The organism is Mycobacterium sp. 852002-51613_SCH5001154 (assembly GCF_001667425.1).
Lineage (GTDB): Bacteria > Actinomycetota > Actinomycetes > Mycobacteriales > Mycobacteriaceae > Mycobacterium.
The window spans coordinates 49,151-64,153 of sequence record NZ_LZII01000019.1 but is presented as its reverse complement, the minus strand read 5'-3'; the positions used below and the strand labels follow the sequence as shown (position 1 = coordinate 64,153).

Below are 15,003 nucleotides of genomic sequence, written 5' to 3'. Positions count from 1 at the left end.
ATTCGGCGTGACCGCATTCCCGCACCGGTGTTCAGACACGGACCAGGGCGCGCAACTTCTCCAGCCGCGCGGGCCCGATGCCGTCGACGTCGGCGAGCTGGTCGACGCTGGTGAATTTGCCGTTGGCCTGCCGCCAGGCCACGATCGCGGCGGCTGTGACCGGCCCGACGCCGGGCAGGGCGTCCAAGTCCTCCACGGTCGCGCTGTTGAGGTCGAGCACTTCACCCGCCTTCGGCTTCCCCGGCCCCGCTCCGGTCCGCGGTGGCGGTGGCTTGGACGTCGATGTGGAACCGGAGGCGACCGAGCTTCCCAACGCCGCCGGCCGCCCGGGGACGGGCGGAAGGCCGACGACGATCTGCTCGCCGTCGCCGAGCGGACGCGCCATGTTCAGCCCGACGGTGTCCGCCCCGTTCACCGCCCCGCCCGCGGCCTGCAGCGCGTCGGCGACCCGCGCCCCGGGCGCCAGGGTGACCAGTCCCGGGCTGTGCACCAGGCCCACCACGCTCACCACCACTGGCCGGTCGGGGCCGGCGCCGGGGGCCGCCGACGACTTGGGGCCCGCCGTCGACGCCTTCTCGACCGGCGGCAGTTTGGCCGACATCACCGGCGCCGGCCGGTCGCGCAGCAGCGTGAACACCGTGACCAGAACGGCCAGCGCGGCCACGATCGCCAACCCGATGGCACCCGCACGCCCCGGGTCGGCGCGCAGCCTGGCCACCCAGCCCCGATCCGCGGACACATCCGGCAGCCACCGCGGCAGCAGCGAATTCTGGTCCTCGTCCACCGCCTGATCGGGCGACGTCGACGCGGCGCCGTCGGGCTCGGCGTCCGGTTGGGCACCGAGTCGCCGCTGCAGACGCTCGGCGGGAAGTTCTGTTCGCATGCGCCGACCGTAGGTGCGCCGACCGCCAGATCGGCCCCCACCCGGCGACGCCGCGACCCCGGCTGTGGATTAAACCGAGGCTGTGCACAACCGCTGTACGGGATGGGTCAAGATGGACCGGAGAACGCATCGCCAGGACCGGGCATCCATCCGACGCTGGTAACCATGTTCAGCCCCAGACGACAGGAGGTCGCCGTGCAACTGGCGCTCACACCGGAGGAAGCCGCGTTCCGCGACGAGCTCCGCACCATCTACACCACCAAGATTCCCGAAGAGCTGCGCGAGCGGGTGCGCCGGGGCGCGGCGGAGGTGAAGCACGACGACATCGTCACCAGCCACAAGATCCTGCACGAGCACGGTTTGGCGGTACCGAACTGGCCGGTCGAATGGGGCGGCAAGGACTGGACGGCCACCCAGCACCAGATCTGGGCCGACGAGATGCAGCTGGCGTGCGTCCCGGAGCCGCTGAACTTCAACACCAAGATGGTGGGCCCGGTGATCGCCGAATTCGGTTCGGAGGAGGTCAAACAACGCTTCCTGCCGCCGACGGCCAGCCTCGACATCTGGTGGTGTCAGGGATTCTCCGAGCCCGAGGCCGGTTCGGATCTGGCGTCGTTGCGCACCACCGCGGTGCGGGACGGCGACAGCTACGTCGTCAACGGGCAGAAGACCTGGACCACGCTCGGCCAGTACGCGGACTGGATCTTCTGCCTGGTGCGCACCGACCCGCAGGCGCCCAAGCGGCAGGCGGGCATCTCGTTTCTGCTGTTCGACATGAAGACCCCCGGCATCACGCTGCGGCCCATCAAGACGATCGACGGCGGTCACGAGGTCAACGAGATCTTTTTCGAAGACGTCCGGGTACCCGCCAACCAGCTTGTGGGAGAAGAGAATAAGGGCTGGACATACGCCAAGTTCCTGTTGGGCAACGAACGCACCGGCATCGCCGGTGTCGGCCGGACCAAGGTGCGCCTCGCCGAGGTGAAGAAACACGCGGCGGCCACCGGGGTGCTGCAGGATCCCCTGTTCGCGGCGCGCCTGGCCGAGGCCGAAAACGAATTGCTGGCATTGGAACTCACGCAGTCGCGGGTGGTCACGGACTCCGCGAACGGCCAGCCCAATCCGGCTTCGTCGGTGCTCAAATTGCGCGGCAGCCAATTGCAGCAGATCGCCACCGAGCTGCTGGTCGAGGTGGCCGGGCCCGATGCCCTGCCGGCCGACGGCGAAGGCATCGCGTCTCCGGACTGGGCGCAACACAGTGCGCCGCACTACCTCAATTACCGCAAGACGTCGATCTACGGCGGCAGCAACGAGGTGCAGCGCAACATCATCGCGTCCACCATTCTGGGATTGTGAGGCAGCCATGGACTTTCAGTTGACCGACGAGCAGACCCTGCTGCGCGACACGACCCGCGACCTGCTCTCACGCAGCTACGACCCGGAAAGCCGCAACAAGGTGATCGGCTCCGATCTGGGCTGGAGCCGCGAAGTATGGAGTCAGCTCGCCGACACCGGGATCCTCGGCCTCGGGTTCGACCCCGAGGAGGCGGGCCAGATCGAGATCATGGTCGTGCTCGTCGAGGCGGGGCGCCGGCTGGCTCCCGAACCGATCCTGCACGCCGCGCTGGCACCGGGTGCGCTGATCGCCGAGTTGGGCACCGACGCCCAGAAGGAAGGGCTGGACGACGTCGCGGCCGGCCAACGCTTGCTGGCCTTCGCCCACCTGGAACCCGGACATCGCAACCCGACCGCGGACGTGGGCACCAAGGCTGTGCGGCAAGGAGATTCGTGGACATTGAGCGGGCGCAAGAACCCGGTGCTCGCCGGTGACTGCGCCGACGCCCTGGTGGTCAGCGCCGCCTTGCCGGACGGCGGCACCGGCCTGTTTCTGGCCGACGCAAGCGCGGTCACGCGTCACCCGTACCGGACCTTCGACGGACAACGCGGCGCGCAGGTCGATTTCGAGGCCACACCGGCGGAACCCTTGGGCGAAGCGGCGGACGCGTCGCAGGCTATCCGCAACGCGGTGATCCGCATCCAGGCTGGGCTGTGCGCCGAAGCGGTCGGGGCGATGGAGGAGGCGCTGCGGCTGACCACCGATTACCTCAAGACCCGCAAGCAGTTCGGCGTCACGCTCAACAAATTCCAGGCGCTCACGCAGCGCGCGGCCGACATGTACGTGTCGCTGGAACTGGCGCGCAGCATGGGCCTGTACGCGTCGATGTCGATCGCTGACGGCAATTTCGACCCGGTGATCGCCTCGCGGGCCAAGCTGCAGATCGGCCGCTCGGGCCGGCACATCGCGCAGGAGGCGATCCAGCTGCACGGCGGAATCGGTGTGACCGCGGAATATCCGGTCGCCCACTACGCGGCCCGGCTCACCGCGATCGAAAACACGCTGGGCACCTCCGGCGAGCACCTGCACAACCTGATCGACCACATCGGCGACTACGACCTGGCCCGTCTCTAGCGCATGACAGAGCTCTCCGGCAAAGTCGTCGAGTTCCTGTCAGCCGGCACCCGCACCGGGATGCTCGGTTATGTCGCCGGCGACGGCCGACCCCTGGTCGCGCCGGTGTGGTTCGTGGTCGACGGGGACCAGCTGGCGTTCAACACCGGCCGCGAGACATCGAAAGGCCGTGCCCTGCACCGCGATCCGCGTGTGGTGATCTGCGTCGACGATCCCCATCCGCCGTATTCGTTCGTTCAGGTCCAGGGCGTGGCCACGGTGAGTGAGGACCCGGCCGACGTGCTCGACGTCGCCACCCGAACCGGCGCCCGGTACATGGGCGCCGACCGCGCCGAGGAGTTCGGCCGCCGCAACTCCACGCCCGGCGAGCTTGTGGTGCGGGTGCGCCCGACCAAGGTCATCGCCGGTTTCGATATCAGCGACTGACGCCGGCGCCGAAGCATCGCCGCCCGGATCATCCGCCGACGGGTTCAATCGACTCCGGGGCCAGGTCCGGCACCTGACTGGCCAGGTACTCGGCGAGCGAGCCGATCGTCGGATAGTCGAAAACCGCTGTGGCGCTGATGGTGAACGCGCCACCGAACTGGCCGTACAACCGATTACGGAGTTCGACCGCCATCAGTGAATCGGTACCGAGGTCGAGGAAGCGGCTGGTCGCGGCGGGAGGTTGCGCAAGCCGCAGGAATTGTTGTACTTCCCGCTGCAGGAATTCCGTCAGGAAACTGACTCGCTCCGCCTCCGGTACCTCGTGCAGCTTCTTGAGCAGCTCGCTGTCGCCGGGTGCCGTCGCGGCGTCGCTCGGCAGCAAGTGGTCGAGAATCGGTGGGCGTGAACCGCGCAGCATCTTCGCGGCACGCTGCCAGTTGGCTTTGATCACGCTCGCCTGCCCCGTTCCGTGGGCGACGATTTCGCCGAGCGCATTGAGGGCAGCCGTGGGTTCCATCGAAACCAGGCCTTGCGCACCGAGATTGGCGCGCGCCGCCTCCGAAGCGGCCATGCCGCCATGCGCCCAGGGACCGAAGTTGACACTGGTCGCGGGCAGGCCTTGCGCTCTGCGTTCGGCGACGAGCCCGTCGAGCAGCGCGTTGGCGGTTGCATAGTTGGCCTGGCCGGGCGAACCGAGCACGCTGGAGATCGACGAGTAGAGGACGAAGAAGTCCAGATCGTCCTTCCTGGTCAATCGGTGCAAGTTCCACGCCCCCAATGCTTTCGGCAGCAGGGCTGTCCGGAAGCGTTCGACACTCTGCTGCGGCAGCAGCGCGTCGTCGAGTACGCCCGCCAGGTGCACCACCCCCGCCAGCGGCGGCAGCTCCGCCCGGATCCGCTCCAGCAACTCCTCGACCTGGGACTCGTCGCCGATGTCGGCCGCAAGGGTGTGGATCCGGCAGCGGTAGCGCTCAGTGATGTTGGCGATCACCTGTTGTGCGTCCGCGTCGGGTGCGCGGCGGCCGGTCAGCACGATGTCACCGGCACCGAGTTGGGCCAGGTAGGACGCCGTGTGTAGGCCGAGGGCACCAAGGCCCCCGGTGATCAGATAGCTCCGATCGCCCTGCGGCTGCAGCGGGTTGGGCATCTGCAGCACGATCTTGCCGATATGCCGCGCCTGCTGCATGCGCCGGAACGCGGTTTTGGCTTCGCTCAGGGGGTAGATCTCGGCGGACAGCGGTGCCCACTCGCCGCTGCCCAACCCGTCCGACACTTCGGCCAGCAACCGCCGGATGCGCTCGGGGTCTTGCAGAATGGTCCCGTCCAGCGCCACCACTTCGTAGTCGATGTCGGGACGGGCCTCCGCCATTCGCTCCGGAGTCCAGATGTCTCGCTTGGCGATCTCGGCGAAGCGGCCGCTGTGGGCGGTGGCCCGTACGGTCGCTTCGACAAAGCCCTCGTTGGTCAGGCTGTTGAGCACCACGTCGACGCCGGCACCGCCGGTGTCGGCGAGGATTTGGTCGGCGAAATCCGTTGTGCGCGAGTCGTACACATACTCGACGCCCAACTTGCGCAGGGTCGCGCGCTTGTAGGCGCTGGCGGTCGCGAAGACGGTCGCCCCGTGCTGCTGCGCCATTTGGATGGCGGCCAGTCCGACACCACCGCTCGCGGCGTGAATCAGCACGCGGTCACCGGGCCTCAGCTGCGCCCAGTCGAAGGCGAGCCGGGCCGTGAGTGCGGCAGCCGGAATGGTCGCCGCGGCCACCGCGCTGAGCCCGTGCGGTACCGGCGCCAGCAATTGAGCGGGAACATTGATCCGACTGGCAAATGCTCCCTGCATGAAGCCGAAGACGCGCTGGCCGACCTCGAATCCGGTTACGCCGGCACCCAACTCGGTGACGATGCCGGAGAAGTCGCCGCCGATCAGCCCCGGATCGCCCGGGTAGAGGCCCAGCACATTGAGCACATCCCGGAAGTTCAGACCGGCGGCCTCCACCCGAACTTGCACCTGGCCCGCAACCGGCGACAGCACTTCCGTCTCGGCGAGTCGCAAGTTGTCGATGGCGCCGCGTTCGGTCGGCGCGAGGACATAGTCGCCCGCGCGCGGCACCGCGAGGTGACCGCTGCGTGCCCATGGCACCAGCCTCGATGCCAGGAACTTTCCTTGCCGCAGTGCCAGTTCCGGCTCTTGAACGGATCCGTCCGGTGTGCGGAGCAGGCGCGCTAGCGAGTGCGCGGCCGCATCCGATCCGTCGTGGTCGATCAGCCTGCAGCGCAGTGTGGGCTGCTCGGCGATGCCGGTGCGTCCCAGCCCCCACAGCGCCGCCTGCACGGGATCGACCTGCTCGCCGGCTTCGGTCGCCACCGCTCGTTCGGTGACGATCCACAGCCCGCCGGGCAGTTGCACTCCCTCTTCGGCCAGCAGGGCGCGCATGGCGCCGAGGAGGTTGTCGACGTCGGCCTCCAGCCGAGCGCCGAATTCGTCACTTGACTCCTCCGCGTTCGGCCGGCCCCTGCCGCGCCAGACGATGCCGGTGACCGGCGTACCGCTCTCATGCGCGTGCGCGATGAGCTGCTGCCAGCCCTGCCGGCCCATCGCCCCTTCGGACCGGATACAACCCGGCAACTCGGCCGCCAGCTCGTCGAACCCTGCGACCAGCCATGGGCCGGGGGCCTTCTCGCCGTGCCCGGGATCGCTGATCGCCTCCGGCACCGGCACCTCGTGCCAGCCAAGCGTGTACAGCAGCCGGGAAACGTCGCCGCCAAGCCCGCGCAACAAGGCTTCCCGGGGCGCGCGTTTGACGGTGAACTCGCGTATTCCGCCGAGGTGACGGCCATTCCGATCCACGAAATCGAGATCGAAGACCTGAGTTTCGCTTTCGACGCCGCCGGTACGCCACTTCGCTCGGCAATAGAACCGCTGCGGCATCCGATCCGACAGCACCACTCGCCCGTACCGCAGCGGGAGAAACAGATCCGGAACCGCTCCGCGTTCGGTCGCCGCTAGCAGCGCCGGGAAGGCAGGGAAGGCGACGCCCGTGCACAGGTCCAGCAGCACCGGATGGACCGGCTCACTTCCCAGGTGTTCGGCGAGTTCATCGCCGACGACGACATCGCCGATCGCCTCACCTTCGCCCACCCACAGCGATTTCAGGGACGTCGACCAGGTCGGACCCCATGCCAGCTCCATGTCGGCGAAGGTGTCGAACAGCTGCTGGGGACGGGTGCGGTTCAACCGCTCGATCGCCGCTTCGACGGGGTCCGCCGGATCAACTGCCGACTCTTCGTCGACACCGGTGAAGACGGCGCCATCGGCGTTCAGCGCCCACTCGGCATCGCGGACGCCATATGGGCGGCTGTGCACTTGGAAGGTCCAGCCGCCGCGATCCTCGGAGGGATGCAATGTCAGCTGCACCTCGCGAGATTGCTTGTCGGCCAAGATGATCGGCTCATAGAAGAAGACGTCTCGTACGTGAGCCGGCGTTCCGACCGCCGCGAGGGCCATCGCCGCGTAGGTCGCGCCCGGAACGACGACGGTGCCATAGATGACGTGATGGGACAGCCACGGCTGGGACTTGACGGACAACCGGCTGGTATAGACGACGTCACCCGAGGCGAGGTCCTTTTCAGCGCCCAAGATGGCGGATACCGTGCCGCCCTGAGCATCGGTGCCTGCGATCCCGGACGCCTTGGGCCAAAAGTGCCGGCGCTGGAACGGATAGGTGGGCAGGTCGAGCCTGCGGCGTGGGAGTTGTTGCAGCGCAGCGAACTCGAGCCGATGTCCGGCAACGTACGCCGCGGAAAGCGCTTCGGCCATCTGGCGCCGGGCGCCCGCTCCCTTGCGCAGGGAAACGATCGCCCGTGGCGCCGGCGAGTGTTCCGGCCAGACCTGCACCGCAGCCGCGGTCAGAATCGGTTGCGGCCCGATCTCCATCAACACCGAGCATCCCAGCGCCGCCAGCGTGCGGACGCTCTCGGTGAACTGCACCGGCTGGCGGGAATGCCGCCGCCAGTATTGCGCGTCGAGCGCGGTTTCCGCCGTGAGCACGGCGCCGGTGCGGTTGCAGACCAGCGGCCGTGTCGGTGTGGCGAACTGCAGCCGCGCCGCATACGACTCGAATTCGTCGAGCGCCGGCTCCAGCAGCTCCGAGTGGAAGGCGTGGCTGGTATCCAGCCATGTGCAGCGGATCCCGTCATCGCTGAAGATCGCGACAATCTTTTCCAGCTCGGCACCCGGACCCGACAGCACCGTATTGCGGCCGTTGTAGGCGGCGACCGAAACGGCGGAGAACTGCTTGGCGGCGTCCTCCACCTGCTCGGCGTCGGCGAACACCGCCACCATTCGACCGCCCTCGGCCAGATTGCCGAAGAGCCGGCCGCGTTCGGCCATCAACCGTGCCCCGTCCTCGAGGCTGAAGACTTCGGCCACGCATGCCGCCGCATACTGGCCGACGCTGTGCCCAAGCACAACGTCGGGTTCGATGCCCCACGACTGCCACAACCGGGCCAGGCCCATCTCGATCGCGAAGAGTGCCGGCTGAGCAAAAGAGGTGTGCCGCAACGCGTCTCCCCCGGAGTCGCGGTCGGTGTCGAACAACACCTCCAGCAACGGACGCGGCAGCAGATCTTCGACCGCTTCCGCGCACCTCGTCACCGTTTCGGCGAATACCGGCTCCGTGTCGAACAATTCGCGAGCCATCCCCGGGTACTGGCTGCCCTGGCCGGTGAACAGCCACGCCGTCTTCGGCGGGTCGGCACACTCGCCGCGGACCACACCCGGTCGCACCCGGCTCTCGGCCAATTCGGCCAATGCGTCGCGGGCACCTTTGACGGAATCGACGACCAGGGCGGCGCGGTGTTCGAAATGCGAACGCCCGACGCCGGCCGTGAAGCACACGTCGGCGATGTCAACCTCGGGGTGTGCGTCCAGCCAGGTGCCGTAGCGCTGCGCCAAGGCCGCCAACGCCTGCGGCGAGCGCGCCGACAACGCAAACACGCCGAGCCAATCACCCGAGACGCCCGACTCCGGCGCCGTCGCGTCACCGTTTGCGGGGTCGCCGGCCACCGTTTGCGGCGGCGCCTCCTCGAGCAGCACATGGGCGTTCGTGCCGGTGAACCCGAACGAGCTCACTCCGGCCCGGCGGGGCCTGCCGTCGGTCTGCCAGGGCATCGCCCTGTCCACCACCCGCACCGGCAACGAGTCCCACGGAATATGCGGCGAGGGATTCTGGAAATGCAGGTTCTGCGGCAGAAGTTCGTGCTGCAGAGACAACACGACCTTGATCAAACCGGCGACCCCCGCGGCCGACTCGAGGTGGCCGAGGTTGGTCTTCGCCGATCCAATGAGCAAGGGCCGGTTCGGGTCACGGCCGGCGCCGTAGACGGCCGCCGCGGCCTGCACCTCGATCGGGTCACCCAGGGAGGTACCCGTGCCGTGCGCTTCGAGGTAATCGATGTCTGGACCGGCGACGCCGGCCCGGGCCAGCGCCGCGGAGATAAGCCGCTGCTGCGCACCCCCGTTGGGCACGGTCAAACCGCTGGAGGCGCCGTCCTGATTGACCGCGCTGCCCCGAATGACGGCACAGACGCGGTCGCCACTGCGCTGCGCATCGCTCAGCCTCTTGAGCACCAGAACGCCGCAGCCTTCACTGCGCACGTAGCCGTCGGCGGCGGCGTCGAAGGTCTTGCACCTTCCGTCCGGCGACAACATCCGGGCGCGGGAGGCGGCGACGATCGAGGCCGGACTCAGCAAGACGTTCACCCCGCCGGCCAGCGCCAGATCGCAGTCACCGGAGTGCAACGCCTGGCAAGCCTGATGGACGGCCACCAGCGAGGAGCTGCACGCGGTGTCCACCGCCACGGCCGGTCCTTCCAGCCCGAGCGCGAACGCGACCCGGCCCGCGATGGCATTGAGCGCATTGCCGGTGATGAAGTGTGCTTCGATGCTCTCGACCGAGTCCCGCGACAGCAGGTGTGAGTATTCGTTGGCGGCCACGCCGACGAAGATGCCGCTTCGGCTACCGCGCAGGGCCGCAGGGGAATAGCCGGCGCGTTCCAGCCCCTCCCAAGCGATCTCCAGCATCAACCGCTGCTGCGGGTCCATCCATAAGGCCTCGCGCGGGGAGATACCGAAGAACTCCGGATCGAATTCGTCGATCCCGTCGAGGAATCCGCCGCTGCGGCTGTAGATCTTGCCCGGCGTTTCGGGGTCCGGGTCGTAGTACTCGTCGATTTCGAAGCGGTCATCCGGGATCTCCCGGATCGCGTCGACAGCGCCGGACAGGACTTCCCAATACGCTTCGGGATCGGGCGAGGCCGGAAAACGGCACGCCACCGCGACGATCGCGATCGGCTCGTCCGCGGACCCGGTCGACAGCGACGGCGGCGGCTGGGTAGCCGCCTTGGAGCCCGCCTGCGCGGTGAGGCCGAGGACGTCGGTGAGCAGGTACTCCGCCACGTCGGTGACACGCGGGTAGTCCATCGCCAGGGTCGCCGGCAGTTCCTTGCCCACCGCATGTTCCACGCGGCGCCGCAATTCGACCGCCATCAGCGAATCCATGCCCAGGTCGAAGAATCCGGCCTCCTCCCGAATCTCCGCCGCGTCGATCCGTGTCACCTCGGCGACAACATCGCGCAGGTAATCGACGAGGAGTTTCTTGCGCTGCTGCGCCGGGGCGAGGGTGAGCTGTTCCACGAACCGCGTGGGCCCAGCGGAAGGTTCGGGGGCCGTCACCGACTCGGGCACCTCGCGGCCGACCTCCTCGAGGAAGGACCGCTTGCCCGCCTGCTGATAGAGCGGCAGGAAACGGGACCAGTCGATCCGAGCCACCACCCCTTGCGTCGCAGAAGCCACGATGAGCTCGGCCATTCCGGCCAGCGCATCAGCGGGCGGCAGCGTGCGGACTCCGCGTTGCTCCAGTCGCGCACATGCGTCTTCGTCGGCCATGCCGGCCGTCCACGGACCGAAGTTGACGCTCACCGCAGTGACACCCTGCTCGCGGAGCCGCCAGGACAATCCGTCCAGGAAGGCGTTGGCCGCGCCGTATGCGGTCTGGCCAAAGCTGCCCCATACCGAGGCGATCGAGGATGTGCTGAGGAAGAAGTCCAGCGCCAGGTCCACGGCAGCTTCGCTCAAATGCCAAGCGCCCCAGACCTTTCCCGCGAACACCCGATCCACTTCAGCATCGTCCAGGTGGCGCAGCGGCGTGTTACCGATCTCTCCGGCGGCATGGACGATCCCGGCGAGCGGCGGTAGTTCGGCCTGCACGGTGGCCAGCAGGCGAGCAACGTCGTGCGGATTGGCGACATCGGCTGTGATGACCCGCGTTTGGCAGCCCCACTGTTCGCGCATGGCATCGATCCGCCGTTGCGCCGCATCGCTGGGCGGGCGCCGGCCCGTCAACACCAGGTGCCCGGCACCGTGCGCGGCCAGGTATCCGGCGATTTCCAGCCCGACCGCGCCCAATCCACCGGTCACCAAATAGGTGGCCTCGGCACGCAAGGCGAGCGGTGTTCCGATCGGCCGCCCTTCGCGCCGGGTCAGCCGGGCGACATAGACACCTTCGTCTCGCAGCGCGACTTGGTCTTCGCCACGCGGCCCTGCCACCACCTGACTGATCAACCGGGTCCACTCGCCGGCAGTGCCTTCGGACAGATCAGCCAGCCCGCCCCACAACTGCGGATGCTCGAGGGAAGCGGCGCGCCCGAACCCCCACAGACAGGACTGTGCGGGCCGTACGCTGTCGGCCGCGGTGACACGTTGCGCGCCACGGGTTATCAGCCAGATGTGTGCGCGGATTTCGGCGGCGGCAGCGGCGCGGAAGAGTCGACGCGTTCCGCCCAGGACATGGTGTTGCATCCGCAACAAGGAACGCATCGATGGCGCATTGCCCCGATCGAGCCCCGCGCAATGCAGGATGCGTAGCGTCGGTTGCTCTGCCGCCGCCGCGCGCAGCGCCGATTCGAGCCGCTCCTCTTCGGCGTCGGACACCGGCAGCCCGACGATCCGGAACGGATGACCCTGAGCGGTCAGCGCGTCGGCTAACGGTGCGACCGCTTCGGCGTCATCGCCGATCAACAGCCAGGAAACGGTGTCCGTGCGGGTGGCCGCGGCAACGGATTTCTCCCAACGGACCTCGTACCGAGCATCCGCAATGGACTCGGTTTCCCGCTGTCGGTTGTGTTGTGCCGCAAGCCTGGTCAGCACGTCGGTGGTCTGCCGGCTGGCGTTCGCACCGTCGATCAGCGCGGCAAGTTCCTCGATCCGGCCGTCCTCGAGAAGCTGGACGGCTTCGGTGCGCGTGGCGTCGGCTTTCGCGGGCACCTGGGTGGATGGAACGTCGTTGTCCCGGAACCAGTACCGGCGATGCTGGAACGGATAAGTGGGCAAGTCGAGCTTGCGCGTCGGCCCCTGCTGCAGAGCCCCGAAGTCCGGCAGGTGACCGCCGGTGTAGGCGGTGGCAAGGGCTTCGATGATCTGGCGGTGGTCGCCGCCGGTTCGGCGCAACGACGGGATCGCCCGCGGCGCCGCCGCCCGGTCAGGCCATGCCCGCAAAGCCGCGGCGGTGAGCACCGGTTGCGGACCCACCTCCAGCAGCATGGCGCAATTGAGATCGGCCAGGGTGGCCACACTCTTGGCGAATTCGATCGGCTGGCGCGCGTGGCGGCGCCAGTACGGTCCATCGAGTTTCGCATTCCGGCCGAGGGCGGCGCCGGTGCGGTTGCATACCAGAGTCCGTTGTGGCGAGCAGAAATCGAATCGGCTTGCGTACGACTCGAATTCATCGAGGGCCGGGTCCAGCAGCGCTGAATGGAACGCGTGGCTGGTGTCCAGCGACTCGCATCGAACACCGTCGGCGGTCAAGCTGGCCACCGCCCGGTCCAGATCCTCTGCTGGTCCCGACAGCACGGTATTGGCACCGTTGTAAGCGGCCACCGAGAGCCGCGGGAATTCGTCGGTGAAGCCCTCGACCCGCTCCGCGGCGGCGAAGACCGCCACCATCCGACCGCCCGCGGGCAAACCGCCGAAGAGGCGACCGCGTTCGGCGAGCAACGACGCTCCGTCCTCGAGGCTGAACACACCGGCGACGCATGCGGCGGCATACTGGCCGACGCTGTGACCCAGCACCACGTCGGGTTCGAGGCCCCACGACTGCCAGAGCCTCGCCAAGCCCATCTCCACGGCGAACAACGCCGGCTGGGCGTTGTTCGTCCGCCGCAGATCTTCGGAACTCGCGGGGTCGAAAATGACGTCCAACATTGGCTTTTCGAGCGCGCCATCGACCACCGCCGCGCAACGGGTCATCGTTTCGGCAAACACCGGTTCGGTTTCGAACAACTCCCGGGCCATGCCGGCGAACTGGCTGCCTTGACCCGGAAACAACCACGCCGTCTTCGGCCTGTCGTCGCACGTTCCCCGCACCAAACCCGGCGCGGGACGGTCGTCGGCGAGCGCCCCGAGCAACTCCGCGGCGGACTCCGTCGAATTGACCACCAACGCGGCGCGGTGCTCGAAGTGAGCTCGGCCGACGCCGGCGGTGAAGCACAGCTCTGACAGGCTGGTATCCGGATGCGCGCTCAACCAGCTGCGGTATCGACCGGCCAGCTGCGCCAAGGCTTCTGGGGTGCGCGCCGACAGCGGCAGCACGCTGAATCCTCCGTCCGCGGTCTTCGCGACGGGTACCGCGGGCGCAGCGAGCTGGGGCGCTTCCTCGAGGATGACGTGCGCGTTGGTCCCGGAGAAGCCGAACGAACTGACCCCCGCAACCCGGGGTCGACCGTTGCGCTCCCAGCTGGTGGCCTCGTCCACCACCCGCACCGCAAGCCGATCCCACGGGATGTAGGGCGATGGGTTCTCGAAGTTCAGGTGCTTCGGCAAAACCTGGTGCTCGAGCGACAGGACAACCTTGATGATTCCGGCGATCCCCGCGGCGGCTTCCAGATGCCCGATATTGGTCTTCACCGACCCGATCAACAGCGGCCGGCCCGCATCACGACCCTCGCCGAGTACCGCGGCCGCGGCCTGGACTTCGATCGGGTCGCCCAGCGATGTCCCGGTCCCATGCGCCTCCAGGTATCCCACGTCGCGGGCGGAGACGCCGGCGCGCTTCAGCGCCTCGGCGATGACGCGCTGCTGGGCGACACCGTTCGGCACGGTCAGTCCGCCCGACGCGCCGTCCTGATTCACCGCGCTGCCGCGGACCACCGCCCGAATCCGGTCACCGTCGCGGATCGCGTCGTCCAGCCGTTTGAGGACGACGACACCGCATCCCTCACCGCGCACGTAGCCGTCCGCCGCCGCGTCGAACGTCTTGCAGCGGCCATCGGGCGCGAGCATGTGCGCCCGCGAAAAGGTCATCATCGTGGCCGGGCTGAGCAGGACATTCGCACCGCCGGCCAGCGCGAGGTCACATTCCCCCAGCCGCAGCGCTTGGCAAGCCTGATGGACCGCCACCAACGACGAGCTGCACGCGGTGTCGACCGTGACGGCCGGGCCCTGCAGCCCCAACCGGTAACTGATCCGCCCGGCTGCCGCGGCGGCCGCCGTCCCGATCGCCATGTACGCGTCGATCGCGTCGTACTTCAGCTCATCCGAGACCATCGCCAGGTAGTCATGGGTGGACAGACCAATGAAAACCCCGGTGTTGGTATTCGCCAAAGCCGTTGGGGCCGTGCCTGAATGCTCCACCGCCTGCCATGCCGTCTCCAGCAACAGCCGATGCTGTGGGTCCATCAGCATGACCTCACGCGCCGATACCCCGAAGAACGGCGCATCGAACCCCACTGCGTCGTCGACGAAGCCCGCCCGTCGGCTCACAATCTTCCCGGGCGCGTCGGCATCGGGGTCGAAGAATTCCTCGACACGCCACCGGTCCGGGGGCACCTCTGACACCGCATCCCGCCCGTGCCGCAGCACGTCCCAGAACTCCGACGCGTCGGCAGCACCCGGAACACGGGCTGCGTAGCCGACTATCGCGAAACCCGATGCCTTCTCTGTTGAAGCTTCGGCGGTTCCCATGCATCTGTCCTCTCGCATCGACCCGCGAAGGTAGATCCCCGGGGCCGGCCTCCGGCGACGGGTCCGTAACTCCGGACCAAACCGTGTGACCCGATCACTGCACCACATGCCGACCCGGTACGCAGGAGAATCGTTCCCCCTACGGCGAGTAGTGTCGCCGGATGCCAGACTGCGTCCCACGCCGGGCCGCCCATCACCCTAATCGGT

Annotated in this window: 5 protein-coding genes; 3 read left to right on the top strand and 2 right to left on the bottom strand. The window is 68.1% G+C overall.

Going from position 1 to position 15,003, the window contains the following annotated elements; genetic code table 11:
* Window positions 1-31: 31 nt before the first annotated feature.
* Window positions 32-883, bottom strand: coding sequence for a ComEA family DNA-binding protein (locus A5750_RS06100; protein ID WP_067261621.1), 852 nt, complete (start codon window positions 881-883; stop codon window positions 32-34).
* Window positions 884-1,078: 195 nt separating this feature from the next.
* Here A5750_RS06100 and A5750_RS06095 point away from each other — a divergent pair, with 195 nt between their 5' ends.
* Genes A5750_RS06095 through A5750_RS06085 form a run of 3 tightly spaced genes read left to right on the top strand, consistent with a single transcriptional unit; the run spans window position 1,079 to window position 3,779 of the window.
* On the top strand, window positions 1,079-2,239 hold the full coding sequence (locus A5750_RS06095; protein ID WP_066952881.1) for an acyl-CoA dehydrogenase family protein: 1,161 nt from the start codon (window positions 1,079-1,081) through the stop codon (window positions 2,237-2,239).
* A gap of 7 nt (window positions 2,240-2,246) precedes the next feature.
* Entirely contained in the window at window positions 2,247-3,353 is a 1,107-nt protein-coding gene (locus tag A5750_RS06090) for an acyl-CoA dehydrogenase family protein (RefSeq protein WP_067261618.1), read from the top strand.
* Between the two features lie 3 nt (window positions 3,354-3,356).
* Window positions 3,357-3,779 carry a PPOX class F420-dependent oxidoreductase gene (locus A5750_RS06085; protein ID WP_067261616.1) on the top strand — a complete coding sequence of 141 codons (423 nt, stop codon included), beginning with the start codon at window positions 3,357-3,359 and terminating at the stop codon, window positions 3,777-3,779.
* A 28-nt stretch (window positions 3,780-3,807) separates the two neighbouring features.
* On the opposite strand, the gene A5750_RS06080 is transcribed toward A5750_RS06085, so the two are convergent.
* On the bottom strand, window positions 3,808-14,796 hold the full coding sequence (locus A5750_RS06080) for a type I polyketide synthase (RefSeq protein ID WP_067261613.1): 10,989 nt from the start codon (window positions 14,794-14,796) through the stop codon (window positions 3,808-3,810).
* Window positions 14,797-15,003 lie beyond the last annotated feature (207 nt).